This window comes from Nocardiopsis oceanisediminis (assembly GCF_048595525.1).
Lineage (GTDB): Bacteria > Actinomycetota > Actinomycetes > Streptosporangiales > Streptosporangiaceae > Nocardiopsis_A > Nocardiopsis_A oceanisediminis.
In genome coordinates, this window is sequence record NZ_JAFMZJ010000002.1 from 59,849 (window position 1) to 78,778 (window position 18,930).

The 18,930-nt window shown below is 70.6% G+C and carries 19 protein-coding genes and 1 CRISPR repeat array; of the genes, 8 read left to right on the top strand and 11 right to left on the bottom strand.

Annotated elements, in window-relative coordinates; all coding sequences use genetic code 11:
- Window positions 1-3: 3 nt before the first annotated feature.
- Window positions 4-732 (top strand): phosphoribosyltransferase, encoded by a 729-nt coding sequence (locus J0910_RS30190; protein WP_420162171.1) that lies wholly within the window; start codon window positions 4-6, stop codon window positions 730-732.
- A 105-nt stretch (window positions 733-837) separates the two neighbouring features.
- Here the strand turns inward: J0910_RS30190 and J0910_RS30195 are convergent, their stop codons facing one another.
- Window positions 838-1,035 carry a hypothetical protein gene (locus tag J0910_RS30195; protein ID WP_420162172.1) on the bottom strand — a complete coding sequence of 66 codons (198 nt, stop codon included), beginning with the start codon at window positions 1,033-1,035 and terminating at the stop codon, window positions 838-840.
- Between the two features lie 393 nt (window positions 1,036-1,428).
- Window positions 1,429-2,921: direct repeats of the CRISPR family, unit length 28 nt; unit sequence GTGCTCCCCGCATGCGCGGGGGTGAGTC.
- 461 nt (window positions 2,922-3,382) lie between these two features.
- Here J0910_RS30195 and J0910_RS30200 point away from each other — a divergent pair.
- From J0910_RS30200 to J0910_RS30220, 5 genes are all read left to right on the top strand, one after another.
- Entirely contained in the window at window positions 3,383-3,583 is a 201-nt protein-coding gene (locus J0910_RS30200) for a hypothetical protein (protein WP_420162173.1), read from the top strand.
- The gene (locus J0910_RS30205; RefSeq protein WP_420162174.1) at window positions 3,576-4,205 is read left to right on the top strand and encodes a DUF6879 family protein; all 630 of its coding nucleotides are present in this window, start codon (window positions 3,576-3,578) and stop codon (window positions 4,203-4,205) included. Before J0910_RS30200 ends, J0910_RS30205 begins: the two co-directional genes overlap by 8 nt.
- A complete protein-coding gene (locus J0910_RS30210; RefSeq protein ID WP_420162175.1) occupies window positions 4,202-6,601 on the top strand; it encodes an ATP-binding protein in 2,400 nt (799 codons plus the stop codon). Before J0910_RS30205 ends, J0910_RS30210 begins: the two co-directional genes overlap by 4 nt.
- 169 nt (window positions 6,602-6,770) lie before the next feature.
- Window positions 6,771-7,157: a hypothetical protein gene (locus J0910_RS30215; protein WP_420162176.1), complete on the top strand. Its 387-nt coding sequence runs from the start codon at window positions 6,771-6,773 to the stop codon at window positions 7,155-7,157.
- Window positions 7,154-7,366: a hypothetical protein gene (locus J0910_RS30220; protein ID WP_420162177.1), complete on the top strand. Its 213-nt coding sequence runs from the start codon at window positions 7,154-7,156 to the stop codon at window positions 7,364-7,366. Before J0910_RS30215 ends, J0910_RS30220 begins: the two co-directional genes overlap by 4 nt.
- Window positions 7,367-7,544: 178 nt before the next feature.
- Here J0910_RS30220 and J0910_RS30225 read toward each other — a convergent pair whose 3' ends face one another.
- The 10 genes from J0910_RS30225 to J0910_RS30275 all read right to left on the bottom strand — a co-directional run bounded on the left by J0910_RS30225 (window position 7,545) and on the right by J0910_RS30275 (window position 17,950).
- The gene (locus tag J0910_RS30225) at window positions 7,545-7,832 is read right to left on the bottom strand and encodes a hypothetical protein (RefSeq protein ID WP_420162373.1); all 288 of its coding nucleotides are present in this window, start codon (window positions 7,830-7,832) and stop codon (window positions 7,545-7,547) included.
- Window positions 7,833-8,204: 372 nt separating this feature from the next.
- Window positions 8,205-8,873 (bottom strand): response regulator, encoded by a 669-nt coding sequence (locus J0910_RS30235; RefSeq protein ID WP_420162369.1) that lies wholly within the window; start codon window positions 8,871-8,873, stop codon window positions 8,205-8,207.
- A gap of 60 nt (window positions 8,874-8,933) precedes the next feature.
- Entirely contained in the window at window positions 8,934-9,758 is an 825-nt protein-coding gene (locus tag J0910_RS30240) for a hypothetical protein (RefSeq protein WP_420162178.1), read from the bottom strand.
- Window positions 9,755-10,681, bottom strand: a complete 927-nt coding sequence (locus J0910_RS30245) for an ABC transporter ATP-binding protein (RefSeq protein WP_420162179.1) — start codon at window positions 10,679-10,681, stop codon at window positions 9,755-9,757. The genes J0910_RS30240 and J0910_RS30245 overlap by 4 nt, the downstream gene beginning before the upstream one ends.
- Before the next feature lie 136 nt (window positions 10,682-10,817).
- Window positions 10,818-11,936, bottom strand: a complete 1,119-nt coding sequence (locus J0910_RS30250) for an ABC transporter permease (protein WP_420162180.1) — start codon at window positions 11,934-11,936, stop codon at window positions 10,818-10,820.
- Window positions 11,937-12,025: 89 nt separating this feature from the next.
- Complete coding sequence (locus J0910_RS30255) at window positions 12,026-12,739, bottom strand: ABC transporter ATP-binding protein (protein ID WP_420162181.1); 714 nt, start codon at window positions 12,737-12,739, stop codon at window positions 12,026-12,028.
- Window positions 12,736-13,812 carry a peptidoglycan-binding protein gene (locus J0910_RS30260; protein WP_420162182.1) on the bottom strand — a complete coding sequence of 359 codons (1,077 nt, stop codon included), beginning with the start codon at window positions 13,810-13,812 and terminating at the stop codon, window positions 12,736-12,738. The genes J0910_RS30255 and J0910_RS30260 overlap by 4 nt, the downstream gene beginning before the upstream one ends.
- Window positions 13,813-13,853: 41 nt before the next feature.
- Window positions 13,854-14,303: a hypothetical protein gene (locus J0910_RS30265; protein WP_420162183.1), complete on the bottom strand. Its 450-nt coding sequence runs from the start codon at window positions 14,301-14,303 to the stop codon at window positions 13,854-13,856.
- Window positions 14,304-14,906: 603 nt separating this feature from the next.
- Entirely contained in the window at window positions 14,907-16,121 is a 1,215-nt protein-coding gene (locus J0910_RS30270) for a sensor histidine kinase (RefSeq protein ID WP_420162184.1), read from the bottom strand.
- A 47-nt stretch (window positions 16,122-16,168) separates the two neighbouring features.
- A complete protein-coding gene (locus J0910_RS30275; protein WP_420162185.1) occupies window positions 16,169-17,950 on the bottom strand; it encodes an ABC transporter ATP-binding protein in 1,782 nt (593 codons plus the stop codon).
- Between the two features lie 424 nt (window positions 17,951-18,374).
- On the opposite strand from J0910_RS30275, the gene J0910_RS30280 reads away from it, so the two are divergent.
- Together J0910_RS30280 and J0910_RS30285 are read left to right on the top strand one after the other, a co-directional pair.
- Window positions 18,375-18,539: an LxmA leader domain family RiPP gene (locus J0910_RS30280; RefSeq protein WP_420162186.1), complete on the top strand. Its 165-nt coding sequence runs from the start codon at window positions 18,375-18,377 to the stop codon at window positions 18,537-18,539.
- A gap of 145 nt (window positions 18,540-18,684) precedes the next feature.
- Complete coding sequence (locus J0910_RS30285) at window positions 18,685-18,849, top strand: LxmA leader domain family RiPP (protein WP_420162187.1); 165 nt, start codon at window positions 18,685-18,687, stop codon at window positions 18,847-18,849.
- Window positions 18,850-18,930: the final 81 nt, after the last annotated feature.

Sequence of the window (18,930 nt, forward strand, 5' to 3'; positions counted from 1 at the left end):
GTGGTGAGGCGCTCGGTCGCCGAGCAGAGCAACTACCTCAATCCGGCCTTGAGCGGGCTCCCCGAGATCTGCCCGGCGTGTTTCGGAGCGATGCCGGCCGGCAGGGGCATCTGCGGGAACTGCGTCGAATCCCGGACGGTATCGGGCGGCGTCTTGGCCGATGTGGTGGCCCCGATCACCTACAGGGTCGGTTACCAGGGCCAGGGCGCCCACGACCTGCGCGCATACAAGGCCGACCCGGCGAGCAGCGAAGCGAAACTGCGCTTGACCTGCCTGTTCTGGGACTTCTGCAGCCGTCACCTCAACTGCGTGAAGGCTCGGCTGGGAATCACCGGGTTCACCCATGTGGCCTTCGTCCCCAGCACGAAGAGGCCGGGAGGCGTCCATCCACTGCAGGCCATGCTGTCCCCCCTGATCCCGCTCAAGCTGGCACCCCTGCGGCTGAACTCGGGCATCGACTCGGCGCTGCGCAGCATGAACACGGAGTGGTTCGCTGCAGAGCCCCTCACATCAGGGCGGAAGCAGCCCTCGGCGGTGCTGCTCCTTGAAGACACCTGGGTGTCAGGGGCGCGAGCGCAGTCCGCCGCACACAGCCTGAAGAAAGCGGGGGCGGAGCGGGTCGGGGTGATTACTTTGGCCCGCCAGCTGAACCCTGACTATGCCCCGGCGCAGCCGATCATCAAAGAGCTGGGCAAATCCCGCTACGACCCCGAAAGATGCGTCTGGCACTAGGGTTCGTATCGAGTCGTGGTCACAAGGTGGTCTGGGTGAGGTTCTTGGCCCAGGCCATCGAGGCGTGCAGGTGGGGGCCGGAGAGGCGGCTGTCAGGGGCCTCGCCTACCGCTCAGCGATACCCCGCCAGGCCTTGAGCCCGTTGTTCAGGCGCTCGACGTTGTTCCGCTCCTTGCAGGGGCCGACGTCGCAGTCGACGGGCCGGTCGCCCCGGCCCGCACGGGAGCGGCTCGCCTGCACCTCGGTGGCGTCCGACCGCAGCTCCGCACCCTCGGCTTGGACACAGGCGAACGTGTCCTCCAAGGTCTGCAGACGCGCGCCCCGGACGGCTCGGGGCTGGGCATCCGGGCTCGGCTGACAGCGCGCGGAGCCGGCCGGCGGAGGGGGGACGGTGGAACCTCCCGAAACAGCAGGCTCAGAACCGCACGCGGCAGGCCAAGACGCAGATGGGCCAGGACCGCACGGTGGGCCGTGATTACCGTAGACAGGGAATGCAGCAGCCCTTCGGCGAAGCCTCACTCGCTAACCCGTAAGCAGTGGGAGAGTGGCCATTGAGCCTCTGCTGCTGGGTGGGAGAACCAGACCGGGGGAGCTAAGGAAGGGGCTTGAGCCGTTCTATGAGGAGAAAGAGCTCTCTTCTCAGGTCAGCTCATATCAACTTTTGGTAACGCCCCGCATCGATGCAGTTCACAAAGGGTGCTCCCCGCATGCGCGGGGGTGAGTCCTGGCCCGAGGGGCGCAGCCTCGCGCCCTACCAGGTGCTCCCCGCATGCGCGGGGGTGAGTCTCCGAGGACCATGTAGGAGGGGAGCCCCTCCGCGTGCTCCCCGCATGCGCGGGGGTGAGTCCTCCGCTAGGTCGCGGGCCTCCGCGTCCAGCCAGTGCTCCCCGCATGCGCGGGGGTGAGTCGACCAGGCCACAGCCCTTACGCCAGTTGTCCAGGTGCTCCCCGCATGCGCGGGGGTGAGTCTACCGGGGCGGGTGCGGCCACGTCCCTGATATCGTGCTCCCCGCATGCGCGGGGGTGAGTCTGGCTGAGCGACCCCTTGTCCCTCTGCAAAGAAGTGCTCCCCGCATGCGCGGGGGTGAGTCCAGCAGGTTCCCCCACGCCGCCAACCGGTCGGGGTGCTCCCCGCATGCGCGGGGGTGAGTCTACGTCGGGCTGGAGACGTACCCCCTCACCGCCGTGCTCCCCGCATGCGCGGGGGTGAGTCCAGGCCCTTGATGATCTCGAAGGCGCCGCTCACGTGCTCCCCGCATGCGCGGGGGTGAGTCGAGTGGTCGATGTCGAACCCGGCCGTGCTGAGGGTGCTCCCCGCATGCGCGGGGGTGAGTCCGCGACGCTACTCGCGATTACCGCTTGCGCCGAGTGCTCCCCGCATGCGCGGGGGTGAGTCCCGCCGGTACCACAGCCCCGTGTACTGGCTCTTGTGCTCCCCGCATGCGCGGGGGTGAGTCGAGGGGTCGGGATGGGCAGCACCCGCCCCGAGAGTGCTCCCCGCATGCGCGGGGGTGAGTCCGAGCGCTTCGTCCGGTTCAGGGGCGCGCACTGGTGCTCCCCGCATGCGCGGGGGTGAGTCCCAGCGCGGCCAGCGCGGCCGCCTCCGAGATCTGTGCTCCCCGCATGCGCGGGGGTGAGTCTGGCCGTGGCTCGTCGTCATCATCGACGAAGCGGTGCTCCCCGCATGCGCGGGGGTGAGTCCCAGGATTCGGCCGGTGGCCGGGACGTTGCGCTGTGCTCCCCGCATGCGCGGGGGTGAGTCCCTGCTGCACATGCCTCTGTCCACCAGCGCCACGTGCTCCCCGCATGCGCGGGGGTGAGTCCAGGGCGGTCACGCTGCCACGGAGGGCTCTCATGTGCTCCCCGCATGCGCGGGGGTGAGTCCCCCGTCGCCTACCTGGGCGAGCCGGGCCGGGCGTGCTCCCCGCATGCGCGGGGGTGAGTCCGCGCTGATGGAAGAGCTACGCAGGAGGGAGCAGTGCTCCCCGCATGCGCGGGGGTGAGTCCGGTGCAGGCCCGGCTCGCCGTCGGTCTCGTACGTGCTCCCCGCATGCGCGGGGGTGAGTCCGACGTCGACCAGGCGCTACACGCCTACAACCGGTGCTCCCCGCATGCGCGGGGGTGAGTCGGCCCTCACCCGAGAGCCCGACGGGCGCAGCTGGTGCTCCCCGCATGCGCGGGGGTGAGTCCGGCTCCATGGGATCCAGAAGCCCGTACTGAACGTGCTCCTCGCATGCGCGGGGTGAGTCCCCTAGGCTTGCGTATAGCTGAAGCCTTGGGGCTTGTGCTCCCCGCGTACGCGGGGATGAGTCTGCCTTGATGAGCGGTGGTCCGGGTTGCGGGTTGTGTGCCCCGTGTGCGCGGGGATGAGTTCTGCTGGCTGCCTAACCGAAGCCGCCTGCGCGGCCCACCCCCGCGTAGGTGGGGGTGGGTCAGGCTTTACCGCTGCCGACAGATCCTTAACTCGCTCCCCACCTTTCTCTCTGATTTCAATTCCGTGAATTGCGGGCATTGTCGTGTGCGATGAAAACGCCTTATAGTCCGCTCAACCGTGCAAACCGAATGATAGTCGGAGGTGGCCATGCCCCGCCCCTGGGAGGCCGACCCGTCAGCAGGATTCGACCGGCGTCTGGGAAAAACGCCGAAAGAGTTGGGAAACACCGGAGGCAAGGACGACTGCCCGGACATCTGGAGGCTGACCAACGGCGACATCGCGGTGATCGGGCGCGACCTGACCTCGGATTACGAGTCGCGCCTGCCGGAAGGGGTGCACATCTCCGCAGGTGAACGCCTGGTCGTCATCCCAGGAAGCACGCTGGCATCGGCGAAGAAGGACATCGCCGATGACTGACCCGGCCGCCCTCCGACTCGACCCCTCCCGAGGAGTCCGCCTCGCCCACCGGGAGTACAAAGAGGAGTTCCGCCGGCACGATTCCGAGGTCCGCGACCACAAGTCATGGAAACTGGAACGCCGTCAGCATTTCCTGGAACCGAACGACCCCAGCTGGGAGGCGTTCCACCGAGGCGAATGGGAGGAGTCGCTGCGCCTCCTGGAGGACAGGCGCGGCGCCCTCTCCGAGGCCGTCGCAGACGAGGAGGAGCGCGGCAATCCCTTCCACCGGGTGCGCATCGTGAAAGAGCCGCTCACCCCCTACCTCCGGTGGGAACTGCGCTACCTCCGGCTGCAGGCGGAGTGCGGGCGCCCCGTCCGGGTCCTCGGCCATGAAGCTGTGCTCCCCTTGGAACCCGCCGGGCCGCTGCCCGAAGCGGTGGTGCTGGGGGGACGAATCCTCTACCAGGTCGTCTACTCGGACGAAGGGCTCTCGGACGGCGCGATCCGCTTCACCGATCCCGAGATCGTGCAGCGCTGGGAGGGCCTGATCGGAGAGCTCTACAGCAGCGGCGAGGACGTGGTCTCCTACACCGACCGCCACATGCCGGGCCTTTCACCGCCGCCGGGTAGGGGCCGATGACGGGACGCAGAGAGGACCGCGCCGGCGGTACCCGCTCGGAGATGTCGGGCCGGTCCCAAGACGTCGTCCAGGCGGGCAGCATCGGCGGCGACGTCCACTTCCACAGCAACCGCGCAGAGCAGCCCAAGGGGCCTCCCCCGCGGCAGCTCCCGCGCGGCGTGCGCGGCTTCGTCAACCGCGCGGCCGAACTCGACCGCCTCAACGCGATCGTCACCGGCGCCGACGGCGGGCAGCACCTCATCGACGTCTGCGTGATCGCCGGGACGGCGGGGGCCGGCAAGACCTCCCTCGCCGTCCGCTGGGCCCACCAGGTGCAGGACCGCTTCCCCGACGGCCAGCTCTACATCAACCTGCGCGGTTACGACCCAGGTGAGCCGGTCACCGCCTCCCAGGCGCTGCGCCGGTTCCTCACCGCGCTCGGCGTCGAGGCCGGATCGGTGCCCGAAGACCTCGATGAAGCCGCGGCCCTGTACCGCTCCCTGCTCGCCGGGCGGCGGATACTGGTCCTGCTGGACAACGCCGCCTCGGCGGCCCAGGTCCGCCCTCTGCTCCCCGGCCACTCCGCCGGCCTGGCGGTCGTCACCAGCCGCGGACGCCTGTCCGGGCTGGCCGTCCACGACGGAGCGCACCGCATCACGCTGGGCACCCTGCCCGAGCCCGAGGCCGTCGCGCTGCTGAGCACCATCACCTCCGGGCTCCGGCCCGCCGACGGCGACGCAGAGCTGGCCGAACTGGCCCGCCTCTGCGCCGGGCTGCCGCTGGCCCTGCGCATCGCCGCCGAGCGCGCCGCCACCCACCCGCTCATGGGACTCGGTGAACTCATCGGCGAGCTGCGCGACGAGTCCGGCCTCTGGGAGGCGCTCGACACCGGTGAAGAGGAGGAGACCAGCGCGGTGCGCTCGGTGTTCTCCTGGTCCTATCGGGCCCTTCCCCCGGAGGCGGCCCGCCTGTTCCGGCTTCTGGGCCTGCACCCGGGCCCCGACTTCGGCATTGCCGCGGCCGCCGCCCTCGCCGGGATCAGCACCCGCAGGGCCCGCCACCTGCTCGATGTCCTGGCCGGCGCCCACCTGCTGGAGCAGACCGCACCAGACCGGTTCGAGTTCCACGACCTCCTCCGCGCCTATGCCGCCGACCGGGCCCACGACGACGAGGAGCCCGCCGACCGGTCGGGTGCGCTGCAGCGCCTGCTCGACTGGTACCTGCACGCCGCCGACGCCGCCCAGGGCCGCATCAGCCCCGCCGAGGACCGCCTCTGCCTCGAGCCCCCCGGCGACGGCATCGCGCCGCCTGTGTTCGCCGACTACGACCAGGCGGTGGACTGGGCCGAACGCGAGCACCGCAACCTCGTGGAGGCGGTCCGCGCCGCGCATGAGGCCGGGCTCGACCAGTGCGCCTGGCAGCTGGCGGCCGTGCTGTGGAACGCCCAGGCCCCTTCCGTGCCCCCCGGGGACTGGATCGCGGCAGGCGAGGCCGGCCTGGCCTCCGCCCGCCGCCTGGGCGATGGCCCCGCCCAGGCGCGGCTCTTGGAGAGCCTGGGGTTCGGCCATGTCCAGCTGCACCGGCTCGAACAGGGGGCCGAACTGCACCGGGCCGCGCTGGAGCTGTTCACCGGCCTGGGGGACCGGTCGGGCCAGGCGACGGCGTTCAACGCCCTGGGCCTCATCCACCTGAGGCGGCGTCGGCTCGCCGAGGCCGAAGCGCGCTTTTCCCAGGCGATTGAGGCCTTCGGCGGCCTGGGGCAGGACCACTGGCGGTCCGTCGCCCGATTCAACCTGGCCACCGCCCGCCATCAGGCCGGGCGGTCCGCCGAGGCCGAAGAGATCATCGAACGGGAGCTGGAGGCTCACCGGGCCCGGGGTGACAAGCGATCCACGGGCAACGCGCTGCGGATCCTCAGCGCGATCCGCCTGGACCGCGATGAGCCCCAGTCGGCGCTGGAGGCCGCGGAGGAGGCGGTGGAGATCGCGTTGGGCCTGCGGAGCCACCTGGCCGAAGGGTACTGGCTGCTGGATCTGGGCAGCGCCCAGCGGGCGCTGGGCCGGTTCGGCGAGGCGCTGGCCTCCTTCCAGCGCTCGGCGGTGCTCCAGCGGCGGCAGAGGAACCGCAGCCGGGAGGCCCTGGCCTGGCACGGTGCGGGGGAGACCTACCTGCTGATGGGGCGGCCGGAGCAGGCCGCCGATCTCCACCGCCGGGCCGCCGGGGTCCACCGCGAGCTCCACGACCCCTGGAACCGGGCCCTCGCCCTGGAGGGCCTCGCCGAGGCGCTGGCGCCCGACCGCCCTGACGAGGCCCGGGCGCACTGGGAGGAGGCCCTCCGGCTCCTGGCCGGCTACGGCGATCCCCGGGCGGTGCGGACCCGGGAGCGCATCAGGGCCCGCCTGGCAGCCGGCCGTTGAGGCCGCCGGGCCATCGCCCCGGCCGCGGGGCGGGGCAGGACATCGTGCCCATGGGCCGCAGGAGCAGGGAGCGGCCGATTAGGCACCAGGCCCGCCCCCGCTGGGCGGCCGTGCTTCGAACCCTCACCCTTTCCGTCGGCTGTCGGCGGCCGCTGAGAGGGTTCGGGCCATGGCAGCAGACGTGTTCGGTTTCCACGCGCCCCGCCTCTGCAGGATCCGGGGCGAACAGGCCATGGCCGAGGCTCCGGTTCCGCAGAGTGCCGAGGCGTTCCGTGCCGGGAACGAGGCCGTGGGAGCCGAAGCCGAGACGCTGCGCGACGGGGTGCCGGCGCCCCTGCCCGTGGTCGCTGCGGCGGGGGCCGCGATCGTGCTGGGTGAGCCGGGCGCGGGAAAGACCTCGGTCTTGAGGCAGCTCACCGGAACACTGCCCCGCCTCGTGGGGGAGTGGGACCGAAGGAGCGATGCATGCCTGTGGGTGGCGGGCGGAGGCCTGACAGAGGGTTCTCATCAGGAGGAACTGGGCCGCCACCTCTGCGCTATCTTCCGGCGAGGTTGAAGAGGCCGCTGCAGGGTCGGGACACCACCAGGGCCCGCTTCATCATGGCCTGCCGCACGGCCGACTACCCGCCGAGGCCGATACTGGTGCTGTCCGAGGCGTTCGGGGCCTGCCGGTGTGTGGACTCGGCCCCGCTGAGCCGTGCAGAGGCCGCCGCCCTCGCCGGCGGCGCCGGTGTCGCAGGCGAAGCGCTGGCCGGAACCGTCTAATCGCCGACGGGAGCAGGGGGATGGCTGCCCCAGGAGCCGGGCCGGTCGCGGGGCTTCTCGCCTACCTCCGCCCTCCCCCGCGGAACACCTACCGCCTCCTCGGGCGCCGGAGCGAAGGCGGGGGCATCGTCGCCGGCGGCACCGCCTGAGCCCATCGGCCGCCCGGCCGGCCTGCCTCTCAGTTCAGCAGCAGAAGCAGCGCGATCCCTGCCACGTTCACGATCCCGACGACCAGGCCGATGGTCGCGATCAGCTGCACGCGAGCCAGCTGCGGCATGCTCTCCGGTTCCTCCCGTCCCCTCTGGGAGGAGGCAGGGGGAGAAGAGTCCCTTCGCTCCACCGCCGGACGGGGCAGCACCAGGACGGAACCCTCCGGAGCCTCTCTCGCGTCGCCGGCCTCGGGGCCGCCCGCATGGTGCACGGCGAGGTCGGCCAGCCCCTCCCCGTCGGGACCGCTCAGCTCCAAGAAGATCCCGTCCCAGCGCCTGCCCCATTCATCGACGTCACCGCCGCAGCACTTGACGAAAGCCAGGCAGACATCCCGCGATGGCAGCCGAAGCCCTCTCGCGGCGGTAGAGAGAGTGGTACTGGAGAAGCCGGCCATCTCCGCCAGTTCCCGATAAGGGGGATTTCCGGCGCTTCGCCGGAGTTTGCGCAGGTCGTGAGCGAATTTCGCTACCGGTCCCTGCATCGGGTCGATCGGACTCTCAGGTCTTGGCAATTGGGCTCCCGGCGATCCGTTCAGTCGAATTCCGCGCATATTCATGCGCGTAGAGGCCGGCGGGGCGGGCCGCCGAAATCGAGGAGCGGCGCTTTCCCGCTCCTTCGGGCGGCAGGCCTATCCTTCGGAGGGTTCGACGAGCCTGGCGTCGTAGGCGAAGATCACGGCCTGCACCCGGTCCCTCAGTTCCAGCTTGCCGAGGATCCTCCCGACGTGCGTCTTCACCGTGGCCTCGGCCATGGCGAGCCGTTCGGCGATCTCGGAGTTGGACAGGCCGCGCGCGATCTCCACCAGCACCTCGCGCTCCCGCGCGGTCAGAGCCTCCAGTGCGCCCTGGGCCTCGTTCGGCCGCGGCTCGGCCTCCCTTCCCGGCAGGTGGCCGCTGACGGCGTCGAGCAGCCGGCGGGTCAGGGTCGGCGCCACGATCGCGTCGCCGTTCCCGACCACGCGGATCCCGTCCAGGATCTCCTCCGGGCGGGCGTCTTTGAGCAGGAATCCGCTCGCGCCCGCCCGGAGCACCGGATAGGCGTACTCGTCGAGGTCGAACATCGTCAGCACGATGATCTGGACCGCAGGGTGCCGCTCGATGATCCGCTTGGTCGCCTCGATGCCGTCCATGCCCGGCATCTGCACGTCCATGAGGACGACATCGGGACGGAGTGCGCCGGCCTGGCGCACCGCCGAGTCGCCGTCCGAGGCCTCGCCGACGACCGTCATGTCCTCTTGCGATTCCAGGATCATCCGCATCCCCATGCGCTGCAGCGGTTGATCGTCGACGAGCAGCACGCGATGCAATCCGGTTTTATCATCTGCGGTATCCGCCACGTCTTCGGATCCTACCTCAACTCAATTGACGTCCCCCCTCTTGAATGAGGCGATGGCCGGGAGGAAAACGAGGGCGACATAGCAGCAGAAGAGCATGAAGCCATTGGCTGGGGTGATGGGCGAATCGGGGAGCGGGAACTCCATGATCTTGCTTCCGAGGGTCGTCGGCATGAAAACCGACGCCTTCTCGTCCCACCCCGAGGGAAGCAGTGCGGAAAGCATCGGAACGAGGTACAGAACGCCGACCATCACCGTGATCCCCACCGCGGTGCTGCGGACCAGGGCCCCCACTCCGAGCCCCATGACACCGATCGCGCCGAGGTAGAGGCCGGCCCCGAAGAGGGCGCGCACCACGTGGCCGTCCACCGGCCAGGCGAACCCCAGGGCCTCCTCCAGCATGGGGCGCGCGGCGAAGAAGCAGAGCGCGGCGACCGGAACCGTCACCGCGACCGTGGCGGAGAAGAGGACGACGGCCTTGGCCGTGAGCACCGGGATCCGCCTGGGAACGGCCAGAAGAGTGGAGCGGATGTGCCCCGTTGCGAACTCCCCGGTGACGAATAGGACCCCCGCCAGGGCCACGGGCAGCTGGGCGAGCGCGACGCCGCTGAGCGTGAGGTGGGTGGGGTCCGCGAACAGCTCAGGGGGCGGGGCCCCGCTGCCGGTGTCCATCCCCGACACCGCGACCGCGGCGAGCCCGAACGCGAGCATCAGCGATGCGGCGGCGCCGTAGACCACCGCCGTGGACCTCAGCGTCCACAACTTGCCCCACTCGGAGGACAGGACCCTCGGCCAGGTGACCCGCCCGCTCCTCTGCCGCGCCGCCCCGGTCTCCGGTGTGGCCCTCATCGCCGGTCTCCTCCCGCCTCGGTGCCGCGGTATTCGCTCTCGGTCCTGGTCAGCTTCATGAAGGCCTCCTCCAAGGAGGTCCGCTGCGGGACGAAGTCATAGATCTCGATCCCCTTCGCGGAGGCGAGCCGCTCGATGGTGAGCCGGTCGATGCCGGCCACGTCGACGGCGTTGGCGCCCGTGCGCGCACACGTCCCGCCGCTGCGCTCCACGACCTCGCAGAGCGCTTCGGCGTCGGAGGCCACGACACGTGCGGCGTTTCGGCCGCCGGCGGATTCGATGAACTCCTGCGTGGTGGTCTCGGCGAGGATGCGGCCCCGGGCGATGAGGACGACCCGGTCGGCGAGGTCCTCCATCTCCGACAGCAGGTGGGAGGAGAGCAGGACGGTCCGCCCCTGCTCGGCGAATCGGCGCAGCATCCGCCGCATCCACCGGGCGCCTTCGGGGTCCAGGCCGTTGAACGGCTCGTCCAGGATGAGAACGCCGGGATCGCCGAGCAGAGCGGCCGCCAGGCCGAAGCGCTGCCGCATCCCCAGGGAGAAGCCCCCGGGGCGCCGGTGGGCGGCGCTCTCCAACCCGACCTCCTCCAGGACCGCCGCGGCCCTGCTCCGGGGGATGCCATGGGTCCGCGCCAGCAGGCGCAGGTGATCGATGGCCTTCCTGCCGGGGTGGAACGCCGAGGCGTCGAGCATCCCTCCCGCCTCCCGCAGCGGGGCCGGATGCCCGGTATAGGGGCGCCCGTTGACGGTCGCCGTGCCCGATGAGGCCCGGCCCAGTCCCAGGATCAGCCGCATCGTGGTGCTCTTGCCGGCTCCGTTGGGGCCGAGGAACCCGGTGACCTCTCCGGGGCGGACGCTGAAGCTCACCCCCTTGATCCCGACGTCGTCGGCGTAGGTCTTGGTCAGTTCCCGAACCTCGATCATCCGGGTGCTTCCTTCCCGTCGGTGGTGTCCGCCGCCGGCGGCGCTGCGGTGCGCCATCGACGCTAGGGGCCCGGGCTCCGCGCGGCCTCCGCCTGCGGTCGCATGCCGGGGAGCGCCTGTACGCCGGAGGTCGGACTCAGTTCGCCGCGAGGGCTTCGGTCGGTGCCAGCCGGGCGGCTCGGGCGGCCGGGTACAGCCCTGCCAGGGCGCCGATCCCGACGGCCGCCGCCAGGGCCCCGCCGAGGCTCCACAGGGGCAGCGTCGGCGACCACCCCTGCAGGAGGGCATAGATCGCGGTGACCGCCGAACCGAGCAGGACGCCGCCGAGGCCGCCCATCAGCGAGAGCAGTGACGATTCGACGAGGAATTGGGCCCGCACGGCCCCGCGCGTCGCTCCGAGGGCACGGCGCAGCCCGATCTCCGATCGGCGCTCGATGACGGAGATGACCATCGTGTTGGCCACCCCGACCGCACCGACCAGCAAAGAGACCCCGCCGAGACCGAGCAGCATCGATCGCAGCGCGCTGTCGACGGCCTCTTGGGCGGTCAGCGCGTCGGAGGGGCGCGAGACCTGGACATCGCTGGGGCTCTCGGGGTTGGCCGTCGCGGCGAGGACGGATCGCACGTCCTTGACGGCGCCGGGATCGGCGCGCACATAGATCGTGGACACCGATCCGTCGTGGCCGAGGTGGTCGCGGGCGATCGGGGCGCCCACCAGTGCGGCCGTGTCCAGTTCCGGGGCGAGTGGGACGGGGTCCAGCACACCGGCGACGGTGAACCACTCCCCGCCCAGCCACACCTGCTCGCCCGTGCCGCCTGGGCCCACACCGAGGCGGGAGGCGGACTCGCTTCCCAGGACCACCGCGGGGTAGCGGCTGGTCGCCCTGTTGAGCCACGTCCCGCCGGCGAGTTCGAGCCCGAGGCGCTGGCGGAGGTCGAGGGGCACGGCGAGCACTGCGATGCTGCCCGAGCGCTCCGGGGGGACGCGGTCGCTGCGGTAGACCTTCGCGTCGACCTTGCCCACCGCGGTCACCGACTCCACGGGCGGGATCATCCCCACCGCGGCGGCGGCCGTGTCGGGCAGGGCGACCTGTTCGCCCATGAGGTCCGTTCCGGGGGCCACCCTCAGCAGGTTGGTCCCGAGCCGGTCCAGCTGCGCGTTGAGTTCGGCCCTGCTGGACTCCGAGACGCCGACGACCGCGATCACGGCGGCGATTCCTATCGCGATGCCCAGTGCCGAGAGGAAGGAGCGCATGGGCCTGGCCTTCAGGCCCCCGCTTCCCAGGCGAAGGAGGTCGGCGGGGCGCAGAGACGCCGGGCGCGTCGGGTCATCGCGGCGGCGCCTCATTTCGCCTCTTCCGCGGTCCGGTCGGCCTCCGGCTTCCTCGGGGGCCCGGTGTCCCCGACGAGGCGCCCGTCGCGGATCTCCAGTCTGCGCGGCAGCTCCGCGGCGATGTCCCTGTCGTGGGTGATCACGACCACGGCGGTCCCCCTGCCGTTGAGCCTTCGGAGCAGCTCCACGACCTCGCGCCCTGAGGCCGAGTCGAGGCTGCCCGTCGGTTCGTCGGCGAGGAGGAGCCGGGGCCGGGGAGCGACCGCGCGGGCGATCGCCACCCGCTGGCACTCGCCTCCCGACAGCTCGTGGGGGCGGTGGTCCAGGCGGTCGCCGAGACCCACCGTCTCGAGGGCCCGGGCGGCGCGCTCCAGCCGCTCCGGGAGGGGAACACCCGAGTAGAGCAGCCCTTCGGCGACGTTGCGCACTGCCGGCACCCCGGGGGCCAGGTGGAACCGCTGGAAGACGAACCCGATGTGGTGCGCCCGGAGCGCCGACAGCCTGCGGTCGTCCAGCCCGGCGACGTCGCGGCCGCCGATGCGCACCCGCCCTGAGGTGGGGCGGTCCAGGGTGCCGATGATGTTCAGCAGGGTGGACTTGCCCGAGCCGGAGGCGCCCACGATCGCGACCAGCTCCTCCTGCCCGATCCGCAGGCTGACCCCGTCCAGGGCGACGACCCCTCCGGGGAACTCGCGGCGGGCGCGCTCCACTTCGACCAGGCTCATTCGGGCACCCCCACGACCGTTCCGGCCTTGACCTCGGCCCCGGAGACCTCGACCATGCCGCCGCCGAACGCCCCGGTCTCCACTTCGACGTAGCGGTCCTCGCCCTTCTCCCGTACACGGAGCCCGTATCCGCCTTCGCGGAGCGCGATGAGCGCCTCCACCGGGACCGCGAGCACGTCCTCGTGCCGGCCCGCCTCCACCGAGACGCTGACGGGGGCCGCTTCGATCCCCTCAAGGCCCTCCTCGCCCTGGAGTCCGTCCGGGTCGAGGGAGACTTCGACCCGGACGGCCGCCTCGTCGGCGTCCTCGCCGTCCTGTGCGGCGGCCACCGATCCCACGCGGGAGACCTTCCCCTCCACCGACGCGCCGTCGGGCAGCTCGACGGAGGCCGGCTCGCCCTTCCGGATCATGTGCAGCCGGTCGATGCCCACGTCGATGGAGACGACGCGCCGCGTTCCGGTGACCGACAGCAGCGCCCCGGAGGCGGCGCCGCCGAGCTGCGCCTGAACGCCGTCGACGCGTACCTCGCCCTCGGCGACCACGAAGTCGCCGGGGTCGATGTAGCCGGTCCGCTCCATCCCCAGGTCCTTTTGCAGCCGATTGACCGCGCGCGATGTGTCCCAGGTGAAGGTGTCGTCCACGGTGAACCCGCCGTATCCGAGCTCGCTCAGGTTCTCCTCGATCATCCGGACGTCGCGCCCCTTCATCCCCGGCCCCAGCGTCCGGTAGAGGGGCATGCCGCCGTAGAGCAGCGGGGTCGGCCGGTCGTCGGAGCGGAAGACCTGCTCACCGCGGTGGATCCGGTCCCCTGGCTGGGGGAGCCAGGTGAGGGTCCGCTCGCCGAAGGCCCCCTGGACCGGCCGGGACTCGCCGTAGCCGAGGCGGCCTGCGACGCTCTCCTGCTGGACGAGATCGGTCTGGACCACCTCCGCCGTCGCGGGCGGCCCCGCCTCTCCGTCGGCCGGTGCGGCGCTGCAGGACGCCGAGACGCCCACCCCCACCGCGGCGGCGACCGCTCCCACCGCACGCCACGAGCCCTGACCGCGCGGACGCGTACTGCCCGTGCTCGCCATCCTGCTCTTCTCCTCTCGCTCGATCGGGTGGCGGACGGCGCTCAGGCGCATTCCTGGTCGGCGGCGGTGTACTCGTCGCTCTGCGGGTCGACCCCTTCCAGGTCGATGACCCCGTCGGAATCGGGGTCGGGGATGTCGATCCCCTCCTCGCGCATGCATTCGGTCCATGCGCGCAGCTCCTCGATGTCTTCTGGAGAAAATTCCAGGCTCTCCCCGGAGGCGGGGGCGAGGTCTTCGCACGCCTGCATCGCAGAGGCAAGCGTCTCGTCGTCGATGTCGACGCCGCCGGGGTCCTCGCCCTCTTCGGGGAGTTCGAGGCCGTGCTCTCGCAGGCAGGCGTCGTATTCCGCCTGCTGCTGCTCGGGGTCGGCCGCCTGGCTGCTCGCACCGCCTGCGCTGGGAACCTCTTCACCGGAGTCGTTCCCGCCGCAGCCGGCCGCGAGGAGCAGAGCCAGGACGGGGACGGCTGCCAGCACTCGCTGCTTTCCCAATTTCCGCTTCCTCCCCATCGCGTCTTCTGGGCTCCCGAACGTGTTGGACCGCCCGGGGCCGGCGGCGTTCTCGGGCCCGCCGCTTGGGAGGAAAAGCTAGACAGCGCTCAGAAGGCCCGCATCCACCTGCGGTCGCAGGCGGCGGGGGAGGGGTACACGGGAAGTCGTAGTGTCGACCGGCTGCTCAACTGCTGGGCCGCCTACCCGTTGGCGGCTCCCCTGGGGCCTGGTTCTCCTCCCGCGGGGTCGCCGCACCCTTGCCCTCATCGTTTCCAGTAGCCGCTGCTGTCGGACTGCGGGAGTGGGGGGAGAAGTCGGTCGGGGCCGGTTGTGGGCAGTGAAATCGCGGCCCCGGCTTGGAGCCCTCCGGGGATGATCAGCGGCCCGAGGGTGGAGTCGCAGGCCCAGGCTCTGTTTCCGCTTTTGTAGGAGGGGCGTTCTGCAGGGGTCCGCCGGTGGCGCAACGCTGCAGGGCAAAAGGGTGCGGGCTCTCTTCTCCTCTGGAGAGGGGGCGTTCGGGTCTTCTTCGAGCACGCGGCAAGTTTGGCCCGGGGAACTTTGGGCCGCCTCGTCCCTACGAGGTTGGCAGAAGCGGCAAAAGGCTCAATGCCGGGTGGCCCCGCCGTCCGCGTCCGGGCGCGGGATGCGCGCTCGAATCCGCCAGCCGCTGCCGGGCGCGGGGCCGGCTTCGAGCTCTCCGCCGTGGATCATGACCCGCTCCCGAAGCCCGATCAGCCCGGCCCCTCCTCGCTGTGCGGAGGAGAGGGCAGGCGGACGCGCACCACCCGCCCCGGTATCGGTGATGGCCACCTCGACGAAGGCGTCGCTGATCTCGATGCCGACGGAGGCCTCCACCCGGGGGCCGGCGTGCCGACGTGTGTTGGTCAGGGATTCCTGCACGATACGGAGTACGCATAGGCGCAGGCTCGCCGACAGCTCCTCCATATCGCCCTGCTGATCGAAGTGGATGACCAGCCCCGCCTCGCGCGCCCGCTCGACGAGGTCGGCCACGCTCTTCGCTCCCGGAGCCCCATCGGCGTCCTCTCGGAGGACGCCGAGGACTCTGCGGACGTCCACGATCGCCTCGCGCCCGGTGTCGGCGGCCTTGCGCATCGCCGCGGCGGCCTGACCGGGATCGACACCTGCAGTGAAGGCGGCTCCTTCGGAGAGGGAGACCATCACCCCGAGGCTGTGGCCGACGATGTCGTGCATCTCTCGGGCGATGCGGTTGCGCTCGGCCGCTATGACCAGTTGGATCTGCTGATCGCGCTGGAAGCGGAGCAGGCTGGTCTCGCGTTCCAGGGCCTGGATGCGCTCCCGGCGCGCCCGCATGATCAGGGCGAGGACCACCGTGACGAAGGCCAGTCCGGTCAGTGAGAGGACGATCGCCGTACGCCCCCACAGCGTCGTGTCGGGCAGCCAGCGCGCCGCCGCGCCGACGCCCGACACGGTCAGCAGCAGACCCGCCGCCCCCTGCCACCACGAGCCGCGCACGATGAGGTGGTAGAGGGCGCTGAAGAGAGCGAACTCGCCGGGCACGGTGATCCCCGAGTACCACTGCACCAGGGCCAGCCCCCAGATGGCCGCGAACGTCGTTCCCGGCACCCGCCTGCGCCCCAGGAGCAGTGCGCAGAAGCCGGCGTGAAGGATCAGCGGCAGGGCGGTGCCCTGCTGGGGGGTGGGCCATAGCAGGGGGAGGCCGACGAGGAGGAGCACCCCCGGCAGCACGGTGTCGGCCGCGGGCAGCCCTACACCGCCCAGCGGTGAGCGGGGTGCGGGATGCACGGCGGGGGACGGGCAGGCGGTGGCGGGGCTCATGCCACGATCATGCCAACCGGTGCCCCTCGGCTTCTCCCGTGACGCCTTCACCCCGCGACCCGGGGGCGGGGGAGCCTGTCCGCCGTGATGAGCTGGGTGGTGGCCAGCTCGCGGTAGAGCTCGTCCTCTTCCATCAGGGAGGCGTGGTCGCCCACGGCGCGCACCCGGCCTTCTTCCAGGACGACGATCCGCTCGACGGCCGTCACCGTTGACAGCCGGTGGGCGATGAGAAGGACGGTGCACTTCTCGGCCGCCAGCTCCACGGTCTCCTGCAGGGCCGCTTCGCTGCGGGCGTCGAGCTGGGAGGTCGCCTCGTCGAGCAGGAGGACGTCGGGGCGCCTCAGCAGTGCCCGGGCGATCGCGAGCCGCTGGCGCTCGCCTCCTGACAAGGCCGCCCCCCGGCTGCCGACCCGGCTGTCCAGCCCCTGGGGGAGGCCGCGGACGAAGTCCTGCAACCGAGTCCGGCTCAGTACCCGGAAGATCTCCTCATCGGTGGCGCCGGGCGCCCCATAGCAGAGGTTCTCCCGCACCGTGCCGTCGAGCATCGCGGCGTCCTGCTCCACGTAGGCGATCCGCTCGCGCAGTTCGGCTCTGCTCCTCGTTCGGACGTCGACCCCATCGAAGAGAATGCGGCCGTGGTCGGGGTCGTAGAAGCGCTGGAGCAGCTCGAAAAACGTCGTCTTTCCCGCCCCTGAGGGGCCTACCAGCGCCGTTCTGGCGGCGGGAGCCGCTTCGAAGGCGAGCGAGGACAGGACGGGCTCCCGTTCCGGGTAGGCGAACGTCACGTCCTGCACCGTGACCCTCGGCGGACCGCCCGGGTCCCTTCCCACCTCGCCGTCGACGTCCTCCTCGACGGCCTTGTGCGCCACCTCTTCGATCCGGCGCAGCGCCCCCAGTCCCTGGGAGAGCATTCCGCTGCCTGATACCAGGGAGAACACGGGGGCGATGAGCCGGAACAGGTAGAGCAGGAAGGCGATGAGCACCCCGAGCTGCACCGTCCCGGCAGCGACGAGGGCTCCGCCCGCGCCGAGGACCACGAGGAAGGACACCTGGACGGCCAAGCCCGACAGGACGCCGATGACAGCCTGGTAGCGGGCTCCGCGCATGCCCGCGGCGTAGGCCCGCTCGGCCGCCTTTTCGGCCTCCCGGATCTCCCGTTCCTCCGCCCTGTTGGATTTGACCGTTCGGGCGGCGCCCAGTGATTTCTCCAAAGAGGCGCCGAGGGCGCCGATCTCCTGTTGGGTGGCGTCGCTCGCCCGGCGGATCTGCGGCATGAAGAACAGCGCTATGGCCCCGATGGTCAGCATCACCCCGGTTGTGACCGCGAAGAGAGTGGGGTCGAGGAAGAGCATGATGGCCAGGGCGGTGATGAGCGTTATCGCGCCGTCCAGGATCTGCACGATCCCCGAGGACGAGGCCTGCTGGAGGAGCTGGCTGTCAGAGGTCACCCGGGTGGTCAGGTCCCCCGGGGAGGAGCGGTCGAACTCCGATATTCGAAACCTGATCATTCGTCCTATGAGCCCTTTTCGGACTCTGATTATCATGTTCTGCGACATTCGCTCGCCGAACCAGATGGTGGCGGCGTTGAAGGCGCCGGCGAGAACCACAAGGGCGACCAATAGCAGAATGGGCGTGGCCAGGCCTCCGCCGCCCTCAAGCGCACTGATCACCCGCGAGGCGAGAAGCGGCTGCATGAGGCCGGCCGCGCTCGACCCCAGGGTGAGGACGAGGACGAGGATCATCGCCCTTCGATGGGGGCGGATGTAGGGGAGAAGGCCGCGCAGTGCGCCCGCGGTCCCTCCCGACGCCTTCTCGTCTCCCTCTGACATCGCTCACCCCTTTTCGGTGCGGAATTGCAAATCAAAATCCATTGGTGTTCGGAATGGGCCGGGTTTCTTCGCCGGCGGGCCGGGGCGGGATACAGCCTAGTGAGATTCGAGCGCGGCACGGAAATATGGCCGAAGCCGGACACGTTGACCACGGCTTTTGATCATGATCAAGCCGCGCATCAATGCGCGATCAACTCTTTCTCCTCGATCTCCCTGCTCAGTCGCTTGGAGGGTGAAAAACAACTCGGGCCTCTTGTGCTGGATGACCCCCGAGTGAAAGCTATGACATGTCCGAAATGCGGGTGAGTGCTCCTCGGTGACCGCGACCGCTTCCATGTTCGCGGCCGGCGGGTTGGACATGGGCGAGGAGTTTCCATTTCGCGCTTTCGGGTGCAACCGATCCGATGAGAGAAAGAAGAAGGAAATGCGGACCGACGAGCTGTTCGACGGCTACACCACCTACACCAGCGCCGACGAGCTGAACCTGTTCGAGGACGAAATGGCCGAGGCCGGCTACACGCCCTCCTCCGCTCCGTGCATTCGGCTTTCCGCTGAGACCGTCCGCCAGACCATCAAGTGGGAGTGCTGACAGCCGAATCCGGCCATCACCGGTCCGAGCGGTGAAGCGGCGGTCCCCGGGGGAGCGATCCCCGGGGACCGCCCCCACCGCGGCGGCCTCTGGGGACATTCTCCCGCCAGGCGCGACCGATCCCGATAACAGAAAGAAGAAGGCAATGCGGACCGATGAGCTGTTCGAGGGCTACACCGCCTACACCAGCGCTGACGAGCTGAACCTGTTCGAGAGCGAAATGGCCGAGGCCGGCTACACGCCCTCCTCTCTGCTGTGCTTGCGGGGCGGGGTCGAGACCATCCGCCTGACCATCGTCCTCAGCTGCTGACGAGCACGCGCGTTCGACCGATGATGCGGCGGGCTCCGGAGAACCGGTCTCCGGGACCCGCCCCCGCCCCAGGACAAGGAG